The 18,373-nt window shown below is 41.0% G+C and carries 24 protein-coding genes; 11 read left to right on the top strand and 13 right to left on the bottom strand.

Going from position 1 to position 18,373, the window contains the following annotated elements; translation table 11 throughout:
- Positions 1–16: 16 nt before the first annotated feature.
- Together AC1DO4_RS09470 and AC1DO4_RS09475 are read right to left on the bottom strand one after the other, a co-directional pair.
- Entirely contained in the window at positions 17–1,048 is a 1,032-nt protein-coding gene (locus tag AC1DO4_RS09470; RefSeq protein ID WP_477415155.1) for an alpha/beta hydrolase family protein, read from the bottom strand.
- A gap of 101 nt (positions 1,049–1,149) precedes the next feature.
- A complete protein-coding gene (locus AC1DO4_RS09475; RefSeq protein ID WP_477415157.1) occupies positions 1,150–1,740 on the bottom strand; it encodes a Crp/Fnr family transcriptional regulator in 591 nt (196 codons plus the stop codon).
- A gap of 324 nt (positions 1,741–2,064) precedes the next feature.
- Here AC1DO4_RS09475 and AC1DO4_RS09480 point away from each other — a divergent pair, with 324 nt between their 5' ends.
- From AC1DO4_RS09480 to AC1DO4_RS09495, 4 genes are all read left to right on the top strand, one after another.
- Positions 2,065–2,637, top strand: coding sequence for an RNA polymerase sigma factor (locus AC1DO4_RS09480; protein WP_477415159.1), 573 nt, complete (start codon positions 2,065–2,067; stop codon positions 2,635–2,637).
- A gap of 23 nt (positions 2,638–2,660) precedes the next feature.
- The gene (locus tag AC1DO4_RS09485) at positions 2,661–3,074 is read left to right on the top strand and encodes a hypothetical protein (protein WP_477415161.1); all 414 of its coding nucleotides are present in this window, start codon (positions 2,661–2,663) and stop codon (positions 3,072–3,074) included.
- A 169-nt stretch (positions 3,075–3,243) separates the two neighbouring features.
- Entirely contained in the window at positions 3,244–3,459 is a 216-nt protein-coding gene (locus AC1DO4_RS09490; RefSeq protein ID WP_477415162.1) for a hypothetical protein, read from the top strand.
- A 12-nt stretch (positions 3,460–3,471) separates the two neighbouring features.
- Positions 3,472–3,696, top strand: a complete 225-nt coding sequence (locus tag AC1DO4_RS09495) for a hypothetical protein (protein WP_477415163.1) — start codon at positions 3,472–3,474, stop codon at positions 3,694–3,696.
- A gap of 10 nt (positions 3,697–3,706) precedes the next feature.
- Here AC1DO4_RS09495 and AC1DO4_RS09500 read toward each other — a convergent pair whose 3' ends face one another.
- On the bottom strand, positions 3,707–4,207 hold the full coding sequence (locus AC1DO4_RS09500; protein ID WP_477415165.1) for a VOC family protein: 501 nt from the start codon (positions 4,205–4,207) through the stop codon (positions 3,707–3,709).
- Between the two features lie 73 nt (positions 4,208–4,280).
- Complete coding sequence (locus tag AC1DO4_RS09505; protein WP_477415167.1) at positions 4,281–4,511, bottom strand: hypothetical protein; 231 nt, start codon at positions 4,509–4,511, stop codon at positions 4,281–4,283.
- A 159-nt stretch (positions 4,512–4,670) separates the two neighbouring features.
- Between AC1DO4_RS09505 and AC1DO4_RS09510 the strand changes: the two genes are divergently transcribed.
- Complete coding sequence (locus AC1DO4_RS09510) at positions 4,671–5,270, top strand: hypothetical protein (protein WP_477415169.1); 600 nt, start codon at positions 4,671–4,673, stop codon at positions 5,268–5,270.
- 96 nt (positions 5,271–5,366) lie between these two features.
- Here AC1DO4_RS09510 and AC1DO4_RS09515 read toward each other — a convergent pair whose 3' ends face one another.
- Positions 5,367–5,561, bottom strand: coding sequence for a hypothetical protein (locus AC1DO4_RS09515; protein ID WP_477415171.1), 195 nt, complete (start codon positions 5,559–5,561; stop codon positions 5,367–5,369).
- Between the two features lie 298 nt (positions 5,562–5,859).
- Between AC1DO4_RS09515 and AC1DO4_RS09520 the strand changes: the two genes are divergently transcribed.
- On the top strand, positions 5,860–7,113 hold the full coding sequence (locus AC1DO4_RS09520; RefSeq protein ID WP_477415173.1) for a metallophosphoesterase: 1,254 nt from the start codon (positions 5,860–5,862) through the stop codon (positions 7,111–7,113).
- Between the two features lie 20 nt (positions 7,114–7,133).
- Here AC1DO4_RS09520 and AC1DO4_RS09525 read toward each other — a convergent pair whose 3' ends face one another.
- Complete coding sequence (locus AC1DO4_RS09525) at positions 7,134–7,532, bottom strand: VOC family protein (RefSeq protein WP_477415175.1); 399 nt, start codon at positions 7,530–7,532, stop codon at positions 7,134–7,136.
- Positions 7,533–7,618: 86 nt separating this feature from the next.
- Here AC1DO4_RS09525 and AC1DO4_RS09530 point away from each other — a divergent pair, with 86 nt between their 5' ends.
- The 3 genes from AC1DO4_RS09530 to AC1DO4_RS09540 all read left to right on the top strand — a co-directional run bounded on the left by AC1DO4_RS09530 (position 7,619) and on the right by AC1DO4_RS09540 (position 9,558).
- A complete protein-coding gene (locus AC1DO4_RS09530; RefSeq protein ID WP_477415177.1) occupies positions 7,619–7,831 on the top strand; it encodes a hypothetical protein in 213 nt (70 codons plus the stop codon).
- Positions 7,832–7,961: 130 nt separating this feature from the next.
- Positions 7,962–8,282 carry a DUF3892 domain-containing protein gene (locus AC1DO4_RS09535; RefSeq protein WP_477415179.1) on the top strand — a complete coding sequence of 107 codons (321 nt, stop codon included), beginning with the start codon at positions 7,962–7,964 and terminating at the stop codon, positions 8,280–8,282.
- A gap of 190 nt (positions 8,283–8,472) precedes the next feature.
- Positions 8,473–9,558: a DNA topoisomerase IB gene (locus tag AC1DO4_RS09540; protein WP_477415181.1), complete on the top strand. Its 1,086-nt coding sequence runs from the start codon at positions 8,473–8,475 to the stop codon at positions 9,556–9,558.
- Positions 9,559–9,783: 225 nt separating this feature from the next.
- Here AC1DO4_RS09540 and AC1DO4_RS09545 read toward each other — a convergent pair whose 3' ends face one another.
- From AC1DO4_RS09545 to pdxH, 4 genes are all read right to left on the bottom strand, one after another.
- Positions 9,784–11,808: a M56 family metallopeptidase gene (locus AC1DO4_RS09545; RefSeq protein WP_477415183.1), complete on the bottom strand. Its 2,025-nt coding sequence runs from the start codon at positions 11,806–11,808 to the stop codon at positions 9,784–9,786.
- A gap of 11 nt (positions 11,809–11,819) precedes the next feature.
- Positions 11,820–12,176 carry a BlaI/MecI/CopY family transcriptional regulator gene (locus AC1DO4_RS09550; RefSeq protein WP_477403615.1) on the bottom strand — a complete coding sequence of 119 codons (357 nt, stop codon included), beginning with the start codon at positions 12,174–12,176 and terminating at the stop codon, positions 11,820–11,822.
- A 215-nt stretch (positions 12,177–12,391) separates the two neighbouring features.
- A complete protein-coding gene (locus AC1DO4_RS09555; RefSeq protein ID WP_477415185.1) occupies positions 12,392–12,889 on the bottom strand; it encodes an NADH-quinone oxidoreductase subunit C in 498 nt (165 codons plus the stop codon).
- Positions 12,886–13,533: a pyridoxamine 5'-phosphate oxidase gene (gene pdxH, locus AC1DO4_RS09560; protein ID WP_477415187.1), complete on the bottom strand. Its 648-nt coding sequence runs from the start codon at positions 13,531–13,533 to the stop codon at positions 12,886–12,888. Before pdxH ends, AC1DO4_RS09555 begins: the two co-directional genes overlap by 4 nt.
- A gap of 108 nt (positions 13,534–13,641) precedes the next feature.
- On the opposite strand from pdxH, the gene AC1DO4_RS09565 reads away from it, so the two are divergent.
- On the top strand, positions 13,642–14,205 hold the full coding sequence (locus AC1DO4_RS09565; RefSeq protein ID WP_477415189.1) for a YqgE/AlgH family protein: 564 nt from the start codon (positions 13,642–13,644) through the stop codon (positions 14,203–14,205).
- 118 nt (positions 14,206–14,323) lie between these two features.
- Here the strand turns inward: AC1DO4_RS09565 and purE are convergent, their stop codons facing one another.
- The 3 genes from purE to AC1DO4_RS09580 all read right to left on the bottom strand — a co-directional run bounded on the left by purE (position 14,324) and on the right by AC1DO4_RS09580 (position 16,550).
- On the bottom strand, positions 14,324–14,818 hold the full coding sequence (gene purE / locus AC1DO4_RS09570; RefSeq protein WP_477415191.1) for a 5-(carboxyamino)imidazole ribonucleotide mutase: 495 nt from the start codon (positions 14,816–14,818) through the stop codon (positions 14,324–14,326).
- Positions 14,819–14,964: 146 nt separating this feature from the next.
- A complete protein-coding gene (locus AC1DO4_RS09575) occupies positions 14,965–16,104 on the bottom strand; it encodes a 5-(carboxyamino)imidazole ribonucleotide synthase (protein WP_477415193.1) in 1,140 nt (379 codons plus the stop codon).
- 56 nt (positions 16,105–16,160) lie between these two features.
- On the bottom strand, positions 16,161–16,550 hold the full coding sequence (locus tag AC1DO4_RS09580) for a hypothetical protein (RefSeq protein ID WP_477415195.1): 390 nt from the start codon (positions 16,548–16,550) through the stop codon (positions 16,161–16,163).
- A gap of 171 nt (positions 16,551–16,721) precedes the next feature.
- Between AC1DO4_RS09580 and AC1DO4_RS09585 the strand changes: the two genes are divergently transcribed.
- A complete protein-coding gene (locus tag AC1DO4_RS09585; protein WP_477415197.1) occupies positions 16,722–18,176 on the top strand; it encodes an NADP-dependent isocitrate dehydrogenase in 1,455 nt (484 codons plus the stop codon).
- Positions 18,177–18,373: the final 197 nt, after the last annotated feature.

Genomic DNA, 18,373 nt, shown 5'->3' on the forward strand with positions numbered 1-18,373 from the left:
ATCAAAAGCTCCCCCTTTAGGGGGCTGGGGGGCTCAGTGTCTTCTTAAAAAACCCAACGGCCAAAGTATCCACCTTTAAATGCACAGCATGCCTGTCCACAGATGCATCATCGGTAAAATAAATGGGGGCTTCTTTTTTAACCGGCTCAATAGCTTCTGATAGCATTACGTAATGGCCAACCTTACCAGGGTTAATATAATATTGAGATCCCTTGATGAGTTCATGGTAAAGCAACGCATTGGTTTTTACCGGGGCTATGCTATCGCTTTGCGAACCCACAATATAAACCGGCCCTCCTATGTTTTTAACCTGCTGCTTAGCTGTAAAACCCGGACCCAAAGCCGGTGAAATAGAAAAGAAAGCTTTAATGCGTTTATCTTTCAGGGGTGGATAATGCTTAGCCCCGGCCAATAAGGTACTATCATCCAGGTACTTTATAAGACCCGGATATTCGGGGATGTCCATTTCTCTGCGACCTACGGTTTTATAATAGTTACGGAGTACTTCAAAATCAAATTCGCCACCTGCTAAAGCAATAACCGTATACCCTCCAAAGGAAAAACCTGCCGCTCCTATTCTTTGCGGATCTATCACCGATTTAAAATCATGATCGTTCAACAGTGAGGTTAGTGCAAAGCTGATATCCTGGGGCCGCTCCCAGGGCTTTAAAAACTCAATGCGGATCTTGTTATCAAAGGTATTGCCCCAATGGTCAACCGCGGCCACAATAAACCCGCTTTGAGCAAGTGCCGAAGCCAGCCACTCCAAAGTTAACCTGCCGCCACCGGTACCATGGGAGAGCATAATGATGGGAAGTTTACCGGCGGGTAATTTACCATCGCGCACGGTGGGCACGCGTAAAAACGGAGAAAAGGCCTTGTCCTGCACCTTTAATGTATCGGTTGTAGGATACCAAACCTCGGTAACAACCGGCCGGTTACGTTTTTCGTCCTTAAAATGAAAAGTGCGCTGCCCGATATTGGTTTGGGCAAAACTGATATAATTTGATAATAAGAGTATTAACGCGATTAGTAGTTGCCTGTACATAATTTGTGTGGTTTAATAATAACAAAGCAAGCCATTTAGAAGCTCAAAAAGATTGACAAAAGTCAATAAATCAGTTTTTTAATTTAACTCCGGTAAGCCAATCAAATAGCCTTCCCTTTAGCGGGCCGCGGGGCCTTCAACCGGCTCAAAGTTTCTTGCGATATTCCCAGGTAATCCGCAACAATTTTATTGGGCAAACGCCGGATGATCTCGGGCCGGGTATCCATCAATACCTGGTAACGGGTTTTTGAATCCATGGTGATAAGGCTTTCTATACGCTGAATAGAGGCGATATAATCCTGCTCTAAACCAATGCGATACATGGTTTCCCAGCCGGGGATAGCATCCAGTAATCTTTGCCGGTCGTTAAAGCTTAGCATCAATATTTCTGATACTTCCAGGCTTTGAATGGCAGCTACAGACGGCTTACCGGTAATAAAGCTGGGGAAAGCGGTACCCCAATTATTTTCAAATATCAGGAAGCGTGTCGATTCGGAGCCGTCGTCTGCTACCAGGAAAATCCGCAGGCATCCCTTTACCACAAAATAAATATATTTAGCTACGCTGCCTTTTTGCACCAGGATCTCGTTCCGTTTGGCATTTTTTTGTCTAAAGCAACTGTCAACCAGTGCCTCATGTTCTGGTGAGAGGCTGATCTTATCTGAAAGGTATTGTTTTAACGCAGGGTGCATAATTAAACCTTAACATTTAAATTATCTTAATCATTAACTGCAATATATAACAAAGACCTTATGTTTTAGTCTTTTATCCCTCATCCATTAATCCTTTGTCCTTCATCTAATAGTCCTTTATCTATTAATCCTTCGTCGTTTATTTATTAGTCCATAATCCTTTGTCCTTCATCCATTAGTCCTTCATCTGGTAATCCTTCGTCCTTTATCTATTAGTCCTTTGTCCTTCATCCATTAGTCCTTCATCTATTATCATTTATTAAAAAATAATTTAAAATGTTTTCAATCCTCAATCGTCTCTATCTTTATTAAAGGAATAATAAATTGATAACAGCCGTAATGCCCGAAGACAAAAACAGTCAAATTATACATACAATAAAAGCGTATGGTAAAAGCCTGTTGAGTTTTATCCGCCGGAGGGTAAAAAATGATGCTGATGCCGAAGACATTCTGCAGGATGTATGGTACCAGTTCAGTTCGGTAATCAATTCGGAGCCTATTGAGCAAACAAGCGCCTGGTTGTACCGAGTGGCACGCAATAAAATAACTGATAAGCATAAAAAGAAAACGGAAACCTTGCTTGATGATATGCTTGCAACTGGTGAAGACGAAGAGGAAGCAGAAAACTTCAAAGCCATCCTGTTCGCCGAAACCAGCACCCCCGAAACCGAATACCTGCGCAGCCTGTTTTGGGAGGAACTTTTTTTAGCGCTGGATGAATTGCCCGACGAGCAGAAACAGGTTTTTATATGGCAGGAGCTTGACGACATCCCCTTTGAGGAAATAGCTAAACGTACAGGACAAAACATTAATACTTTAGTATCGCGCAAGCGATACGCCGTGCTCCACCTGCGCAAAAGGCTTAAGCAGTTATACCTTGAAATTACAGAATATTAAAAAATTTAAAAACATTAAAGATAATGAAAAGAACATTTTATAAATGGCGGTTCATATTTATACCCTTCGCGGTAGCCGCTTTCCTTTCCCTCATCAGCTTTGTGGTGATGCAATTATGGAACAATTTATTACCGGGAATATTGCATGTAGGCGTTATTACCTTTTGGCAGGCCATGGGCATATTTATTTTATGCAAAATACTGTTTGGCTTTGGCAAAGGAGGTAAACCGGGATGGGGTGGCGGAGGCGGTAACCCATGGATGCGCAAACGTATGGAAGAGCGCTTTAAAAACATGAGCCCCGAAGAACAGGAAAGATTTAAAGCCAAAATGCGCGATAGAAATTGCGGCTGGGACAATCATGGGCATGGCCGGTTTGGCCGCCGCCAATGGGACGATTTTGCACCAGAGCAAGAGGAAAAGGAAAAACAGGATTAGTGAGGGGTGAGCAGTGAGGGGTGAGTGGTGAGTAGTTTGTTTGAGTTGGGAAATTAGTGAGTGGTGAATAATTTGTCTGAGCTAAAACTACTCACCATTCTCCACTCCCTACTCACTATTCTCCGCTCACTATTCACTACCTATTACTTGATACTAAAAACTACATACTATGGATGTGCTGGTATTTTCAACAAACGTTAAAGAAAAAAGGCAAGTAAGCAAGGTAACTACCCTGCTCACTCAAGTTCCTTCAATTGCCCAATGGAATTTCGACCTGGAAGATTGTGATAACATATTGCGGATAGAATCCAATGGGCTCTCTCCACGTTACATCGAATCGCTTTTGACCCGGGCCGGTATCCATTGCCAGGAACTGGAATATTAAATTTGTACTGACATGACCGCAGCTTTAGAACGCACATTAATCCGCTGGATGCTCATCATTTTAAGTGTTCCGGTACTTGGCTACATTTACGGGCCTAATGAAAACCGACTGTACACCACAGCTCCGGTTAAATGGATATTTTTACCGCTCATCGTGTTATCGGGCTTTTGGTTGTGGAAAGGGCATTGGTTTAAAAAGATACTAAAAGCCGAAAACATAAAACGAAAAGCCGGGTAATGTTTTAATATCATTTTTTGATTGCCGGACTGTTGATTTCGATCCAATAGCCATCGGGGTCCTGAAAATACAGCTGTAGCACCCCATCTTTCCTCAACGTCGGCTCTTTGCTATCGCCATTCCAATTACTGTATAGGATGCTTAGCTTATCTAATGTTTTAGCAAATTCTGTTACAGATCCTACAGAAAAACACAAATGTTCGGCTTTAATATGTACACCTGTGCAGTTGCCTTGTATGGCGTGTAGTTTTACATGGTTACCCAGGCTGTACCATTGATGTACAGTATCGGCAAATGGATTTGATACTTTTTGCAGGTGCATAACATCGGTGTAAAAAGCGGTGCTTTTTTTAAGGTTTTTTACACAAATAGCGATATGATCAACCACCGGGATGGCATCAGGGCCCGATTGGGCAAAGCAGAAAACCGGTAAAGCAAAGGCAGCAAGCAATAATCCCAGTTTTTTAAGCTTACCGGTTGTATGGGTGTTCAAATTAATTAAAAGGCTCATTTTAAGTTTTTGGTTTAAAAACTTAAAGATATGTGTTTAGGTAACACTAAGGCTAATAGCACAGAAATATTACTTAACAGGATATTTGTTGCTTCATATCAAAATCGGGAATAAAATTAACTGTGTTATTCCTGTTCCAATCATAAATATCAATTAAACCCGACCTGGTTTGGTAGTGGCCGTTATCATTTGGGCATTTAACCACATATAAACCATCTGCCGCCGGTTCAATAACCGGCCTGGCCCCACATATCTTGCAAAATTTACAGCAGATGGTTTTTGGTATATTAACAAACGCCCTCATATACTATTGTTTACGGTTAACGTTGGCTTCTGGTTGCTTTTAATTTCAATTTTTAATATAAAAACGATCCTGGTATTTTATACACTGAGCAGCTCGACAGCCCTCTGCTTATCAGATAAGCCTGCCCGGTATCAATTTCTTTTATTTATATTTATCACCATGCAACCCGGTATTGAACAATTAAAAACTACCTATAAAAATTTATCCGATGATAAACTTGCCCGCCTGGCAGTTACGGAAGCGGCCAGTTTACGCCCCGAAGCTCTTGAAATATTAAAGGCTGAAATAAAAAGCCGCGGCCTGGACAAGGACATCATTAGTGGTGTTAATGCGCAGTTAATAGAAACCGGAAGTTTAGAATTTGATAGCTACGTTTCACTTATCCGTAATCAGCCTTGCCCTATTTGTGCCGGTACCCATCAACCGTTAAATGCGGCAGTAATTGGTACAGTCAAAAGCTTTATCCTGTTAACACAGTACAAAAAGAAGCTAATAATAGCTTGCCCCACCTGTTTACAGCAAACAAATCAAAGTGGTACCTCAACCACTGCTTTATTAGGATGGTGGGGATTGCCATGGGGCATTATCAGGTCAACACAGGCATTGATCAGTAATATGAAAACAGCCAAAAAGATCCGGTCTGATGAGCCAACCGATGCACTAATTACTTTTATAAAAACAAACATCGGCGTTATTGAAGGCTTACGTAAAAACAAGCAATCGTTACAGCTTATGTTAAACAGTGTAAATAAACAGTAGCACATTGCACTAAGCAAAACGCCTCCCGATTGAAACCGGGAGGCGTTTTGCTTTTATGGTGTATTAACAGGTAAAACCTAAATTTTGTGACGATGCTTAATCGTTCCAGAAGTGATTATAGGGCGATGATGATGCCAGTTTATTTTTCAGATCATCCTCTTTTTGCAAGCAATCGTTGGTGTAAATATCCTCATCGGCGTTTACTTTAATAATGCTGCCTGCTATACGTTCAACAATGGTTGATAGCGTGGTTACTTCGTTGTCTGGGATTTGAATTGTTAATATTGCCATAGGTATTGATGTTTAAAAATTGATAATCAAAAATATGTTTTTGTATTTACAGCTTTGTTTGGTAAAAGTAAAAATTAATCATTTGATTAATTTTTTTCTCAGCGGTAATTTAAAATCATAAACGTTACAGAATTTTGTGTATTATTTATACCCGTTGGGTTTAACAAACTTTAACAAGAATTAAACCACAACCTTGCTCTTACTTCTTTTTTCTTGTGGGAAAACCGGACTAAAACTATTTTTTTTCCTCCAGTTACCTCATCATTTGTTAAATTGCTTACCTAACACTCGTATATCTATGCATGGCAGTGGTTTTATTAAAGTATTTGTAATTATATCGGCCATCAGTTTATTGTTTGACTGGTATGTTTTCGCGGGACTGAAAACCTTAAGCGCCAAGTGGTCATCGCAAATCCGGCGTAATATTGTTTTATGGGGATACCTGCTAATTTCTGTGAGTGTAACAGCCTTGCTGTTAATAGGCTTCGGCGCTTTTAGTACTGCAAGTGGCATGCGTCCCTTTCATGAATGGATATTGAGTTTATTCCTCACCTTTTTTGTAACCAAACTGGTTTTCATTTTAGTTTTGTTTTTGGGTGATACAGGCAGATTTTTTGTCGGTTTGTTTAACCTGGCAGGTGCCAAAGGTAAAGGATCGCCTTTCCCCGGCAGGCGTAAATTTATCAGCGAGATAGCCGTTCTGATGGCGGCTGTGCCATTTACTTCGTTTTTTTATGCCATGTTGAAAGGTAAATACGATTACAAGCTGCATCGCACTACACTATATTTTGATGACCTGCCCGATGCTTTCGACGGCTTTACTATTACCCAGTTATCAGATATCCACTCTGGCAGTTTTGACGATACCGAGGCCATGCAAAAAGGGATCGATATGGTTAAAGCGCAAAAAAGCGACCTTTTTGTTTTTACCGGCGACCTGGTAAACAACGCAGCCACCGAAATAGAACCTTACATTGACAGGTTTGGCTCCATTAAAGCGCCTTACGGCCAGTTCTCCATATTGGGCAATCATGATTATGGCGATTACATTCAATGGAGCAGTGCGCAGGAAAAAGCCGCTAACCTTGATAAATTAAAGCAGCACCATAAAGCTTTAGACTATCGGCTGTTGCTGGACGAAAATGTGACGATAGAAAAAGACGGTCATAAAATATCGCTTATTGGAGTCCAAAACTGGGGCCGTGGTTTTGCACAGGTAGGCGACCTTAATAAGGCCTTGCAAGGTGTACCAAAAGATGCCTTTAAAGTATTGTTATCTCACGATCCCACCCATTGGGAAGAACAGGTGCGTTACAATCCGGCAAATATTCATCTTACTTTATCGGGCCATACCCATGGCGCACAATTTGGTATTGAGATACCCGGTTTTAAATGGAGCCCGATTAAGTACAAATACCTTGACTGGGCTGGCCTTGCCAACGAGAAAAACCGATATCTGTATGTTAACCGCGGTTTTGGCTTCCTGGCATTCTCGGGCAGGTTGGGCATCTGGCCCGAGGTTACTGTTATTGAGTTAAGGAAGAAGGTGTAAATAAAAGGCAAATTTGTAAATCATTCTTTTAATTCAACCACAATAATCCCGTTGCCGTAAAGATCGTAACAATGAAAAAAGCTATACTCGGCGGTAAAAATAGGGGCCTGTTTTATTGTAACATTGTTTTTAACTAACTTTTGATATAAAGTATTCAACGCATTGGTATACATAACAAAAGTTGGCTCGCCGTTAGTTTGATTACCAACCCTATTATCAGGTACGGTAGTATCTGTTTTTAAAAACCAAATCCCTGTTGCTGATGCGTCATCAAAACCCACATGTAAAAAACGCTGGCCTTCGGCCGTAGTATAATCAACCAACACCTTACAATCAAAATTCAGCTGGTAAAATTTCAAGGCATCCTCATAATTGCTAACAAGTATAATGATTCGGCCAATGTGGTTTTTTATTTGCATTTAGGTTTGGTTTAGTGTTCAAATATAGCAATGTTAATTTGTGGCAAGGTTTTTATGTCTATATCACTTAATTATTCAATAACATTATGGCAACCCAAAACGTAAATAAGATAGGAAAACGTGAAACCGAAGTACAAAATACGCCTACTGCATGGGAAGTGATGAAACCGTTTGTGCGTTTCGGTTTAAGGGCAATGGGATTAATCGCCGTCGCGTTGATAGCTGTTATTAGGAACATCCCTAAACCAGATAGCCGTAAACAGGCTGAACATAAGGACAATAAGATCATCAAAGTCTGATCTACGTGTTACAGTTATAATAATTTATCTCATATTTCATAGGGGAATATCTCCCTTTTACCCCGTGTTTTAACGGGGTAAAATACGGTGTTTTCACGGATTGACAGCTCTGTATAAATTTCAGAAATTTATGCCATCAATCCCTGATATAAGTAAAACGATGCCCATACAAATAACTGGTGTTACCAAAACTGACGATGAGTATGAAAATCCTTACCTGTCTATCAACACTTTAATGTGGGTTGATGACAATACCCAAAACCGGGGAATTACAACAAGAGACGTACTTTTTGATTGGATAAATGATAATGGAACGGCTTACATTCTTGATGATGAAGGCAATAAATTCAAGCTTATTGCCGCCACAACCAAAAGTGGCTTTAAATATGTAAGAACCGTTTTCGACGAAACAAAATCAGACAAACTGCTAAATCTTTTGGCATTAAAATAATTAGTAATAAGCCTAAATCTTCGTTTTTTATACCTAAACCTTATCTGCCTTGCACCCGTCATGTTTATGATGGGTGTTTTTTTTAACAGCAAAATAACCAGAAAACAGTATTGTTTTATTATTCCTGTGTCGCCTGCCTGGCTCATTTCAAAATAAAACTTAATTATCTCCACCTTGTTCTACCAGGGACATGGATCGTTTACAACAAAAACTCGAAAAAATTGGTCGCGACCCTAAGATCACGGCAAAGGCGGCCGGCTTGCGTTACGCATCTGATTCTTTGCCCGGCTATACCCGCAAAAAAGTGGGTAAAGGGTGGAATTTTTATGATGCAGATGGCAAACCGGTTAAGGATAATGAACTGTTAACCCGTTTTAATAAACTGGTGATCCCCCCTGCTTATACCAACGTATGGATTTCGCCGTACGAAAACGGGCATCTGCAGTTTACCGGCACCGATGCTGCCGGGCGCAAACAATACCGCTACCATTCCGGTTGGAACCAGATTCGTAACCAAAGTAAATACCATCGTCTGCAAACCTTCGCGGCATACCTGCCTGCTATACGTGAACAGGTTGAAAAGGATCTGAGCCGACATAACCACGATCATAAAAAAGTGGTTGCCCTTGCTGTGCGGTTAATGGAATTGACCGGTATCCGTGTGGGTAATGAATCTTATAAGAAATTATATGGCTCGTTTGGTTTAACAACCTTGCAAAACAGGCATGTTAACATTAACGGCTCTAAAATAATGTTTGAGTTTAAAGGTAAAAAAGGCGTTCTTCATAAAATTGCCCTGCAAAGTAAAAGGCTGTCACGATTGGTGAAGCAATGCCGCGAGATACCAGGAAAAGAACTTTTTCAATATTACAATGAAGCCGGCGAACGCTGCAGTATAGGCTCGGGCGATATCAATAATTACCTGAAAGAAATTACCGGGGAGGATTTTACGGCCAAGGATTTCCGGACATGGGCCGGCAGTGTGAGCGCTTTATATGCATTTAAAGAAGCTGGCGAATTTGATAACGTAACCGAATGCCGTAAAAAAATAGTAAGTGTTTTGGATGAGGTAGCTATAAACCTTGGTAATACCCGCACGGTTTGTAAAAAATATTATGTACACCCAACGGTAATAAAAAGCTACGAGGAAGGAACTATCTTTAAATATATCAGCCAGCTTGGTGAGCGTGATGATATAAAAACCGCCGAGCTTAACACAGCCGAAAAAGCTTTGCTTAAACTCCTGGAGACGGAAAAACTTACTGTAGCAAGTTAGGTGGATGGTTGATTAGGTTGATTGAGTTAAGTGGTTGTCTAAAATTTGATTTTGCAGGATCAAAGGATTTTCAGAACTAAGTCCAATTTTCACACCACTCACCAATCACACCACTCACCACAAAGATTGGGCTGATTAAGTTAAGGAGAGCAAACTTATTAACTACTAACCATTAACTGATCCTATTTAACTTCAATCTAACCCAATCAACCATCCGTCAAACCCCTACTTTTTCTTTTTCAGGGTGATCATGATAACACCTTGCTTTGCTTTGTCGCCGTATTTTTTTATGGCGGCATCATTTTTTAAAACATGCATATTATCAATATCATCGGGATTAAGGTCTTTCATTCCTCTTGATGAAGCCTCCTTACCATCTATCAGGATCAGCGGGCTGGCTTTGATACTATCCGCCGGTCGTCTTATGTAAATAACATCAGCGTCGCTCATTGTTGTCAGGGTATCACTAATACGTTTGCCATTTACTACAATTATTTGATGAGGCGGGTTGCTGCTCCAACTGGTAACGGTTGTTGCCGTAGAGGTACCAATGCCGGAGAGTTTTTTAGTAACAGTAATATTTTTAGGGTTGGTACCTGTAGCTGCAATTATACCCGCCACATCACCTTCAGGTCCGTCATCTTCATTCATAGCGGCGCTACCGGCGCTGGCAGTAACCCCACTTATTTTGACGTTGAATTTACCCATTTTGCTTCCGTAGCCGGTAACAACCACATCTGTAGGTTTTGCTAAAACAGCACCAGGTGTATTGGTTGAAACATTATACTTATAAAAAATGGTTTTTGTTTTTCCGTTAGCGTCTTTTAAGGTATCGCCTGCAATTTTAACGTCGTTTATAACCACGTTGTCAGCATAACCTTTTTTTTGATTAGTGCTAAAGCCCATAATGGTAGCAATACCGGCGCCTCTTGTGCTGCTGTACTTATCCAGTTTCTCTTTAAATTTCAAGCCTTCGGCCGAATTTTTCGTAGTTACAAATACCAGGCCTGTATTATCGGCTACTTTTTCATCAATAAGCTGCGCAGCATCGCTGTTTTTAAATACGTTGATACTTAATATATCGTCTGGATTTACACTTTTGATATCTCCTTTTTTGCCATTAATATAATACACAACAGAGTCGTTTCCATTKATATGTATATAAAACGCCCGTTTGGTAGTATCCACATTTGCCATATCTTTTAAAATAACATTCACTTTGGTATTTATATCAGCTACAGCCGCCGAAGTTTTATTTTCATCCTTACCCGGTAAAATTGATTTTATAGTCGCGGCCATCTTATTTATACCGACCGCGTTACCAACGTTGTTTGACAGCGTGCTTATTGATTTAAAAGCGGCACTTTTTTTCACAAAATCGGCCTTTGAAATACTGAAAACCAACAGCATAGCAATAACAGCAGGTACCAGGAAAGCATAACGGGTTAGGTTTATTTTTGAAGATCTTTTCGCGTTCATCATAATGATCCGTTTTTTTATGGTTGATAAGTTGAAATGATTAACTATGCCGGGTTGTGTGTTATTAAAACTTACCGAAACCAGGCTGTACTGATAAGTTTTACTATCGATACCTTTTTTTAGGATCTTTTGGTCGGTTATAAACTCTATGTTTTCGCGGATGGCCCTTTTCATGAGCCAGATACCGGGGTTGAACCAGTAAAATATGCTGCTAAACTCGGCAAGCAAAATATCGGCCGTATGCCATTGGTTTACGTGCACCTGCTCGTGTAATAATATGGCTTTCAGGTCGGCAGGTTCATGGTTGGCGGGGTTTACAAAAATGCTTTGCCAAAACGAAAATGGAGCTACATCTGTATTCATCACCCTTACCCGGTGATGGCCAATGTTTGCCGGTTGTGAACTTTTATATAACCTGTATAAAGAAAATAGTTGTATCATTAAACGGATAGCAAGTAAACCCGCCCCTATCCAAAAGATCGCTTCTACATAAAACCAATAGTTTGGTTTATCAACCTGTTTTACCAGGGCCTGCGCCGGGGCCTGCCAGTTAATTACTACCTGTTGTACCGGTTTGGCCAATACTTCGTGCCGCTTAACAAAATCGCTCAGGTTTATTTGGGGATAAATACTGGCAAACACAATGGCGGCAAGCAAATAAAAGCGGTTAAGGGCATAAAAGGTGAGATGCCTTAATACCAGGTAATAACCCGCGCAAAACAATAACAGTGCAACATTTACTTTAAGTAAAAAAACAAATAATGCTGGCATGGCTTTATGATTTATTGTTTTTCAATCAGTTTAATGATCTCCTGCAGATCACTGGCGCTTAGTTTCTTTTCTTTGGCAAAAAAAGTAACCAGGTCTTTATAAGAATTTTGAAAGTAATCACTTACAAAACCACTCATAAAACGTTTTTTGTACTCCTCTTCTTTAATAGCAGCACTGTAGCGCAGCGAGTTGCCCATTTTTTCGCTTTGTAAAAATCCTTTACGTTCCAGGTTTTTTATGGTTGATGCCAGTGTGGTATACGGTGGCTTAGGTTCACCCATCTGGTCAAGAAAATCTTTTATAAAACCCGCGCCGCTTTGCCATACTGCCTGCATAGCTTCCTCTTCCTGTTTAGATAATTTTTCCATATCAATTACGATTATTTCGTAAATCTACGATTATTTCGTAATTAACAAATTAATTTAACAATTTTTAACAAGGCAAGCCCCGCCTCACCCTGCCCTCTCCAAAGGAGAGGGTTCTGAAAAAGTAAAAGCCCCATGAGGTTACAACTTCATGGGGCAAACAAATATGCAAGGCGAAATGCGTCTCCTTGGAGAGGATTTAGGTGAGGCCGAAGCTCTCAATCTATCTTAATCCCTTTATAATACTCCGCAGCTTTATAATCCTTGCGAAGCGGGTAACCCTCCCAGTCATCGGGTAACAGGATGCGGCGCAAATCGGGGTGATTGGTAAAGAAGATACCTAACAGGTCGTAAGCTTCGCGTTCATGCCAGTCGGCAGTACGATAAACACTGGTTATGCTTTTAAATTCGGGCAGTTGATCGCTTTCGCGGTCATGTGATTTGCTTACTTTAAGTGTAAGCTGTGTTTTGTAGGGAATGGAAGTTAAGTGATAAACCACTCCATAACGGTTAGTTTCATCATTATAATGCACCCCGCTAATGCTCGAGAGAAAATCAAAGTAAGTTTTAGGATTATTACGAAGCTCGAGGCATACGCCGTCAATATCATCAGGGTTAATGAGCAAAGCGGGTTGTAGTCCGCCGGTTTCCTCACCTATAATTACAGCATCACCAAATTTTTGGATAAGTAATAATTTGATATCGTTAAACATCATGGGGCTAAACGTACTTTTTTCCAGGTTTTTTTATCAGTTCTTTTATAAAGAATACGGTCATGCAGCCTGCTTTCACGGCCCTGCCAAAACTCTACCATCTGCGGCTTTAAAATATATCCGCCCCAATAGGAAGGCTTTGGAACTTCCTTACCTTCGTACTCAGCTTCCAGCTGGCTCATTTTTTCCTCCAGCGCATTACGGTCATCAATCTCCTGGCTTTGCGGCGAAACCAAAGCGCCGAGTTGACTACCTTTAGGGCGCGAATGGAAATATCTTTCTGATTCTTCTTTGCTTAATTTTTCAATAGTACCTTCAATACGTACCTGGCGTTCCAGTTCGCCCCAGAAGAACGTTATTGCCCCTTGCGGATTTTTGGTGATCTCTTTACCTTTACGACTCAAGTAATTAGTATAAAATACAAAGCCTGCATGGTTAAAACCCTTTAATAAAAGTACCCGTGCCGATGGCTTTCCTGTTGTTGTGGCCGTGGCCAGTATCATTGTATTAGGTTCGGGCAATTTTGCGGTTAAGGCTTCGTTAAACCATTGTTCAAACTGGTTTATCGGGTCGGCCTTGGTGTTGTTTTCTAATAAAGTGGCGGCAGAATAATCCTGCCTTAAATTTTGTAGTTCCTGCTGATCCATTTGTGCAAACTTACAAATTAATTAATCCGTATACATTGAATAGAATTCATTTTGATAAATGAACATATTTTTATTATGCTTGTTGTATTATTATAAATATAAACCTTTATGCTAAGTCTTATTTCGGCTGCCGCGGGGCGTTTACTTATTTCGGAACCATTTATGATGGATCCGAATTTTAAACGATCCGTTATTATACTCACAGAATTCTCTCCCGATGGCGCCATGGGTTTTATTTTAAACCACCAGGGCGAATATATGCTTGGCGATGTACTGCCAGATGTTTCCTACTCCGAGATGCCGGTTTATGAAGGTGGACCTGTGGCTAAAAACACGCTGCATTTTATCCACTGTGTTCCCGAAAAAATTGAAGGCGGTATAGAGATAGCTCCCGGTTTATTTTGGGGTGGCGATTTTGACATGGTAAAAAAACTTGCGAGCAATTATCAGCTTAGCGAAACCGAGATCAAATTTTTTGCAGGTTACTCGGGCTGGACGGCCCTTCAGCTTGAAGACGAGATCACTGCTAATAGTTGGATAGTATCTGATAAGTTTAAATCAGAAACCCTTTTCGGCGCCGACGAGCAAAATCTTTGGAAAGATGTAGTGATAAGTTTGGGTAATCGTTACGCCCATATTGCTAACTTCCCGGAAAACCCGGCGCTCAATTAAGTTAGTAGTTTGCTATTCTATTGAACACCTATTTTGCCTGGACCTGGATCCACCAGATTTGAGGATTACCCGAATTTTTAGCATCCTCATCTTCAAAGAACAGCAAACTGCTAATTCACTATTCCATTTCTTTGGCAGATTCTTCTACTTTTTTCTTCAAGTCTTCTTTAAAATCTATAAGATTTTTAACCAGGTATTCATCGGCGGTTGATAATATCTGTGCAGCCAATATACCTGCGTTTTTAGCCGCGTTTAGCGCAACTGTTGCTACAGGAATACCATTAGGCATTTGCAGGATAGACAGGATAGAATCCCAGCCATCGATAGAGTTACTTGATTTTACCGGTACACCAATAACAGGCAAATGGGTTAATGAGGCCACCATCCCCGGTAAATGCGCAGCACCGCCAGCACCGGCAATAATTACCTTTATACCCCGGTCTGCAGCGGCACGGGCATAGCTAAACATCCTGTCGGGTGTACGGTGAGCAGATACCACGGTGATTTCAAAATCAACACCTAATTCTTTCAATACATCGGCCGCATCCTGCATAATATGCAGATCTGACTTACTGCCCATGATGATGGCTACTTTGGGTTCTTTATTGTTCATGGTTTTTTATCTAATCGTTATTGCGAGCGCAGCGCGGCAATCGCGGATTATACAAGTTCGATTGCATCGTATCCCGTAAAGACATGGATTATTGCATTCCAAACTTACGTTTTAAAAACTTCGTAAGTTTCCCCGCGCTGATAGCACTAACTAATTACTTTCAGTGTTTTCTGCACAAATCTTGCCTTTTCTATGGCCTTTTCTCTATCAACATCCACAATGGTAACATGCCCCATCTTCCTAAAAGGTTTTGTAAGCGCTTTGCCGTAAAGATGAACGTACACCCCTGGTACCTTTAATACTTTCTCTATCCCCTGGTATATTGCAGGCCCTTCGTAACCTACTTCGCCTAAAACGTTCACCATAATGGCGTTGTTCAGGCAGGCGGTATCACCTAATGGCTGGTTAAATATCGCCCTTAAATGCTGTTCAAATTGTGATACCACATTACCCTCAATAGTCTGGTGACCACTGTTATGCGGACGAGGCGCCAGTTCGTTCACCAATATTTTGCCATGCTTATCTAAAAACATTTCTACCGCCAATAAGCCAACAATTTTCAAGCTTTCGGCTATCTTTTTGGCTATCTGCTCGGCCTGTTGGTGTATCTCGAATGGCAGGGTTGATGGCGATATCAAAAATTCAACCAGGTTGGCTTCAGGATTAAACTCCATCTCTACCAGCGGAAAAGTGCTTACTTCGCCGTTTTCGTTACGGGCTACTATAACACCTATTTCCTTTTCAAAATCAATCCATTTTTCAATCAGGCTGGGCTCTTTAAAGGCTTTATCAAGGTAAGTGGCATTAAGCACTTTGTAAATGCCTTTGCCATCATAACCATCCCTGCGTAGTTTCTGTATATAAGGGAACGGGATATAACTTTGCTGCAATTGCTGTGGCGAGGATATGATCTGGAAATCGGCAGTTGGGATATCATTCTCTTTAAAAAACTGCTTTTGCAAACCCTTATCCTGTATCAGCCTGATAATGCGCGATTGGGGGTAAACCAGCACCCCCTCCTTTTCCAACTGCTCAAGCGCGTCAACATTCACTTTCTCGATCTCGATGGTCAGCAGATCTACGGTTTTACCAAAATTGTAAACGGTTTCATAATCACCCAGGGAACCAACGGTAAACTCGTCGCAGAGTTTACGGCATGGAGCCTCACGATCGGGGTCCAGTATTTTCACCGTAACATTATAATTTATCGCCTGTTGTATCAGCATGCGCCCCAACTGGCCGCCGCCTAAGATACCCAATTTCAGATCTCCGTAAAATGCTTTCATTTGATGTTGCAAGTTTACCTCAAATCTTTCAAAAAAGCCATAAACTGCTTAAACATCTATACTCGTGCCTGCTTTTTTACGGTTAAATAATAAAATACAGAATGAACTATTAAAAAAATGCATCCTGTAAGCAGGTAAATAATTTTGTACTGCGGAGGAAGGCCCATTGTAAATACAGTTACGATAAAAGCTATCGAACCGCCAAAATACAAAGGCAACCGTACAGGCAGATTGCGCCAATAAGCAGGATTAACCAGGAACAATGATGGCAACGACATAACGAATACGATAATATTCAGCAAAACTATCCCCTCAAAAATCTTTGGCAATGCATTGGCATAGTCTGCTCCTTTTTGATCTATTGCGTAGTAAATACTATTAACCGCTATGGATAAGATGACAGAGAATATAAACGTTTTAAAAAGCTGTTTGGCGCGTACTTTCATGGTTGATAGATAATGGAAAAAACACTTCTTGTTGATGCCTGTTATTATTTATGCAAATAAATGAATCAACCGGCATAAAGCTTTAATATGAATGTCACAAATTGTCGGATAAAGTATAGCAGCGCTTAAAAGGGTTGCCTTTGCGCCGTTTTTACCATAATATATTGTTCTATGAAAACCAAAATAGCAGTTGCAAATGGCGATGGGATAGGCCCCGAGATAATGCAGGCGGTACTTCGCGTTTTTGAGGCAAACAATGTGCCGCTCGAGTATGAATTTGTGGAAATGGGTAAGTTTTATTTCGATGCAGGCTACTCTACCGGGATGACACCACAAGCTAAAGAAACCATTGAAACCCTGGGCCTATTATTTAAAGGCCCTATGGAAACCCCGAAAGGAAAAGGCGTAAAGAGCATAAACGTAACCGCCCGCAAAGTGTGGAACACGTATGCCAACCAGCGCGATTTCCGCAGCCTGAACGGTGTTGATACCGTTTTCTCAAAAGCAGGCATCCCGATCAACTTAACTATCATCCGCGAAAATATTGAAGATACCTATGGAGGCATCGAGCACTTGCTTACTTATGATGTTGCTGTTGGTCGCCGTATTATTACCCGCCCGGGATCTGAGCAGGTTATTCGCTATGCATTTGAAATGGCTCGCCGCAAAGGACTTAAAAAATTAGCCTGCGGTCACAAAGCCAATATCATGAAGCTTACCGACGGGTTGTTTTTGGAAGTTTTTCAGCAAGTAGCCAAAGAATATCCCGATATTGAGGCATCAGATATTATTGTGGACGACCTGTGCATGAAACTGGTAACCCGCCCGCAAACTTTTGAGGCTATCGTACTAACCAACCTTCAGGGTGACATCGTATCCGATTTGTGTGCCGGTTTAATTGGCGGTTTGGGTTTTGCACCATCAGCCAATATTGGCGATAACATATCAATTTTTGAGGCAGTACATGGTACTGCGCCAGATATTGCAGGGAAAGGCATGGCCAACCCCACCGCTTTACTTTTATCGGGTATTTCGATGCTGCGCTTCCTGGGGTTCTCCAAAAATGCAGCCGATATCGAAAACGCATTATTATATACTTTAGAGCAGGGCGTACATACCGGCGACTTTGGCGACAAAGCTACCCCTGCGTTAAATACCAATAGCTTTACCGATGCCATTATTGCCAATTTAGGTAAAGTACCCTCAAATGGCGGAGTGTTTTCAAATCCTGATTTTGAAATTAAGGCCGACCACGTACAACCTTTAAAAAACAAGCTAACTGTTACCCGTAATATCAAAGAAGAAATGGTCGGTGTCGACATTTTTGTTGAATCTAAAGTTCAGCCTGCCGCGCTTGCCGAAATAGCAAAAACTGTACTTACCGATAACTTCGACCTGATGATGATCTCAAACCGTGGCACCCAGGTTTGGCCCACCGGGTCTATCTACACCGAACTGGTAAACGAGTATCGTGTACGCTTTGAAAAGAAGGCCGACCGTAATATCACTCAAAAAGAACTCCTCCATATCGCGGCAGATTTTTCTGAAAAAGTAAAAGTTTGTTCTGTTGAGTTCCTGATGAAATTCGATGGTAAAATTGGCTATACCCTGGCACAGGGGCAATAAAAAAAACACAAATTTAGCAGACACGAATTTCACGAATTGTATTGAATTACACGAATTTATCCCAAAACGTCAGTATAAATTCTTGTAAATTGCTATTCGTATAATCGTAGCCATGCGTATTCGTGCAATTCGAAAACATTAGTGTAATTAGTGTCTTTTTATTCTTGTAATTCGATACAATTCGTGAAATTAGTGCC

It is taken from the genome of Mucilaginibacter sp. P5_A6, assembly GCF_056400585.1.

Bases quoted from the DNA above. Each gene is read 5' to 3' on its own strand.
- AC1DO4_RS09470 (WP_477415155.1), bottom strand. From the start codon at position 1,048: ATGTACAGGCAACTACTAATCGCGTTAATACTCTTATTATCAAATTAT.
- AC1DO4_RS09485 (WP_477415161.1), top strand. From the start codon at position 2,661: ATGAAAAGAACATTTTATAAATGGCGGTTCATATTTATACCCTTCGCG.
- AC1DO4_RS09535 (WP_477415179.1), top strand. From the start codon at position 7,962: ATGCCATCAATCCCTGATATAAGTAAAACGATGCCCATACAAATAACT.
- AC1DO4_RS09525 (WP_477415175.1), bottom strand. From the start codon at position 7,532: ATGCAAATAAAAAACCACATTGGCCGAATCATTATACTTGTTAGCAAT.
- AC1DO4_RS09585 (WP_477415197.1), top strand. From the start codon at position 16,722: ATGAAAACCAAAATAGCAGTTGCAAATGGCGATGGGATAGGCCCCGAG.
- purE (WP_477415191.1), bottom strand. From the start codon at position 14,818: ATGAACAATAAAGAACCCAAAGTAGCCATCATCATGGGCAGTAAGTCA.
- AC1DO4_RS09580 (WP_477415195.1), bottom strand. From the start codon at position 16,550: ATGAAAGTACGCGCCAAACAGCTTTTTAAAACGTTTATATTCTCTGTC.
- AC1DO4_RS09575 (WP_477415193.1), bottom strand. From the start codon at position 16,104: ATGAAAGCATTTTACGGAGATCTGAAATTGGGTATCTTAGGCGGCGGC.
- AC1DO4_RS09530 (WP_477415177.1), top strand. From the start codon at position 7,619: ATGGCAACCCAAAACGTAAATAAGATAGGAAAACGTGAAACCGAAGTA.
- AC1DO4_RS09515 (WP_477415171.1), bottom strand. From the start codon at position 5,561: ATGGCAATATTAACAATTCAAATCCCAGACAACGAAGTAACCACGCTA.
- AC1DO4_RS09490 (WP_477415162.1), top strand. From the start codon at position 3,244: ATGGATGTGCTGGTATTTTCAACAAACGTTAAAGAAAAAAGGCAAGTA.
- AC1DO4_RS09520 (WP_477415173.1), top strand. From the start codon at position 5,860: ATGCATGGCAGTGGTTTTATTAAAGTATTTGTAATTATATCGGCCATC.
- AC1DO4_RS09505 (WP_477415167.1), bottom strand. From the start codon at position 4,511: ATGAGGGCGTTTGTTAATATACCAAAAACCATCTGCTGTAAATTTTGC.
- AC1DO4_RS09540 (WP_477415181.1), top strand. From the start codon at position 8,473: ATGGATCGTTTACAACAAAAACTCGAAAAAATTGGTCGCGACCCTAAG.
- AC1DO4_RS09500 (WP_477415165.1), bottom strand. From the start codon at position 4,207: ATGAGCCTTTTAATTAATTTGAACACCCATACAACCGGTAAGCTTAAA.
- AC1DO4_RS09555 (WP_477415185.1), bottom strand. From the start codon at position 12,889: ATGATGTTTAACGATATCAAATTATTACTTATCCAAAAATTTGGTGAT.
- AC1DO4_RS09475 (WP_477415157.1), bottom strand. From the start codon at position 1,740: ATGCACCCTGCGTTAAAACAATACCTTTCAGATAAGATCAGCCTCTCA.
- AC1DO4_RS09550 (WP_477403615.1), bottom strand. From the start codon at position 12,176: ATGGAAAAATTATCTAAACAGGAAGAGGAAGCTATGCAGGCAGTATGG.
- AC1DO4_RS09495 (WP_477415163.1), top strand. From the start codon at position 3,472: ATGACCGCAGCTTTAGAACGCACATTAATCCGCTGGATGCTCATCATT.
- AC1DO4_RS09565 (WP_477415189.1), top strand. From the start codon at position 13,642: ATGCTAAGTCTTATTTCGGCTGCCGCGGGGCGTTTACTTATTTCGGAA.
- pdxH (WP_477415187.1), bottom strand. From the start codon at position 13,533: ATGGATCAGCAGGAACTACAAAATTTAAGGCAGGATTATTCTGCCGCC.
- AC1DO4_RS09510 (WP_477415169.1), top strand. From the start codon at position 4,671: ATGCAACCCGGTATTGAACAATTAAAAACTACCTATAAAAATTTATCC.